This window comes from Candidatus Babeliales bacterium (genome assembly GCA_035288105.1).
Lineage (GTDB): Bacteria > Babelota > Babeliae > Babelales > Vermiphilaceae > SOIL31.
Window position 1 is genome coordinate 1 of the sequence record DATEAY010000057.1, and the last position, 2,100, is coordinate 2,100.

Below are 2,100 nucleotides of genomic sequence, written 5' to 3' on the forward strand. Positions count from 1 at the left end.
AATATCAACTCTACAAACATGCCATGCTCTAAGACCCCGAGAGCACCAGCAGATTCTACCTATCTTCCAAATCTGCTGATTTCGTTTTCTGCTATTGTGAAGGCATCAACTGCTCTATCTCAAATTTACGAGGCTCAATCACTTTGACTTGCGTCTACGGCCTGCTTGATTCTCTGCTTACACTTAACTCATGTTGTCACCTCCATAAGCTCAAAGCTCGATACTGGATGCATCAGGTGCTGCTTTCCAGTGAGGACTTCCACCTCTAGTTGATATCCGCCTCGTGGCGTACTAAAATTATTTTTTGGTCATCTGTTTGTTGTTCAATTGTTTCCCAAGCATTTCGTGTTTTGGCAATAGCTATGGCATCAGTACAAGCATCCATGTTTTTACGCAGAGGAATTAACACATCTACTTGGTAATCGTGTTTTAGCTTATAAATAAAATCTTTATCTATATAGCCTCTATCCAATATAAGTATTTTTACTAGTCCAGGAAACTTGCGGCAAAAATCTGGAACCATTTTTTCTGCTTGTACCAATTCATCTTCATTGCCTGGTCCAAGTTCATAACCAGTCACATGAAAAAGTTCGTGTTCTAAACCAACATTTAATAGCGTACTCAAAGTGTAACAGCGGTGATAAATCAGGGCTTTTTTTTGCTCTTCGGTTAATTCTGCCAAACGTGAATAATACTGTCCATGTTCATCAACTGGCATTTTTACAGCTCCTTTGTAGTTGGGGTTATCTGGTACAACTAAATGCGTTTGGTCTAATATGAATATCCCATGATGGTCAAATGATTTTTGGATACGAAACCAGCTTTGTAGATCCTCACGATACCAATTACGAATCTCGTCTACTTTTGTATCTTTAAAAAACTTTCTAACTGAATCGGCATCAACAGCTGTTTTGCGATCTTTTTTATTTTTGTCGTTAAAACCAATCCTAGGATTACCCACGTTAAAACCAAATCGCGCTAGGATTGATCCAGCATTTAACAGATAACGTAAATTATCATAACGGCCCGTTTGATGTAAGCGCATTACAAATTGGCAGGTAACCAAAAACCAAATAGGAATTTCATTTTTTACTCTTGGATTTGGGTAGGTTCTATCTATAAATTGCAACAATCCACTTTCCATAGCAAAAGAAATAAACTCATCAGGGAGATTCCACTTCGTAAGATCAGCATAATCTATTTCCCCAGTTTCTAACTGCGCTGCAACTTTATTTTGGTCTTTTTGATATATTGTAGGCAAATAAAATCCGCCAGTACCAATATCTTTTTGTGTCATGATCGCTCCAATTTTTTTAAACGCATTTTAATAATTTCGCCAACTGCATTACACAATTCAGTACAAGTTTTCTTAAGATCCAGAAGAGAATTTATCTGTATTTGGTAATTTTTAACCATTTGCCATAAATTTTTTTCTTCACTCCTCAGCGCCACTTGTCGTTGCTTTTTATTTTCATATAGCTGCACAACAAGATAAGGACCATGCCGTTTAGTATCATCATCTGCACATTTGCAACCTTTTTTACCACAACGTCTAAACACTTCGCTTGCTACGCCTTGTATAAGATCATCGGTATGAGCGCAAAAAAATGCTTGTTTTTCTATTTTGCCTAATAATTCGCGCAGGTGTTTGCGGTGTTTTGAAATTTCGTCTCTTGACATTGTCATAATTACTTTATATATTATAATATTATTAATTGCAAGAAACATATTCGAGTAGGCCACTGAAGGACATTATATTTTTTTAGGGGACAGCAGCCTATGAGAGAAGAAAAAGAATCCTGTTACTGCGTGACTTGGGGAAGGGGAAGGTTTACAATTTTTTTTACTGTCTGAATTGCAGCACAAGATAAGTCTATTTTATTTGAAATTATTGCAAGAGTGTTTAAGATGGCATATATGCGTTTATGCAAAAGGGACATGAAAAGTATATTATCACTTCAATCGCATGTTGCTTATGGCTATGTAGGAAATAAAGCTGCGGTTTATCCTTTGCAAAACATGGGGTATGACGTATGGCCAATCAATACAGTCCAATTTTCAAATCATACTGGATATGGTAAATGGCAAGGTGATGTTTTT

At 36.7% G+C, this 2,100-nt stretch carries 2 protein-coding genes; both read right to left on the reverse strand.

The window, feature by feature from the left end; translation table 11 throughout:
• Positions 1–265: 265 nt before the first annotated feature.
• Positions 266–1,297 (reverse strand): hypothetical protein, encoded by a 1,032-nt coding sequence (locus VJJ26_03030; GenBank protein ID HLC07136.1) that lies wholly within the window; start codon positions 1,295–1,297, stop codon positions 266–268.
• Positions 1,294–1,686 (reverse strand): DUF6788 family protein, encoded by a 393-nt coding sequence (locus VJJ26_03035; GenBank protein HLC07137.1) that lies wholly within the window; start codon positions 1,684–1,686, stop codon positions 1,294–1,296. Before VJJ26_03035 ends, VJJ26_03030 begins: the two co-directional genes overlap by 4 nt.
• Between the last annotated feature and the right edge of the window lie 414 nt (positions 1,687–2,100).

Excerpts from the sequence above, each read along its gene's own strand:
- VJJ26_03030 (HLC07136.1), bottom strand. The coding sequence starts at position 1,297 with ATGACACAAAAAGATATTGGTACTGGCGGATTTTATTTGCCTACAATA.
- VJJ26_03035 (HLC07137.1), bottom strand. The coding sequence starts at position 1,686 with ATGACAATGTCAAGAGACGAAATTTCAAAACACCGCAAACACCTGCGC.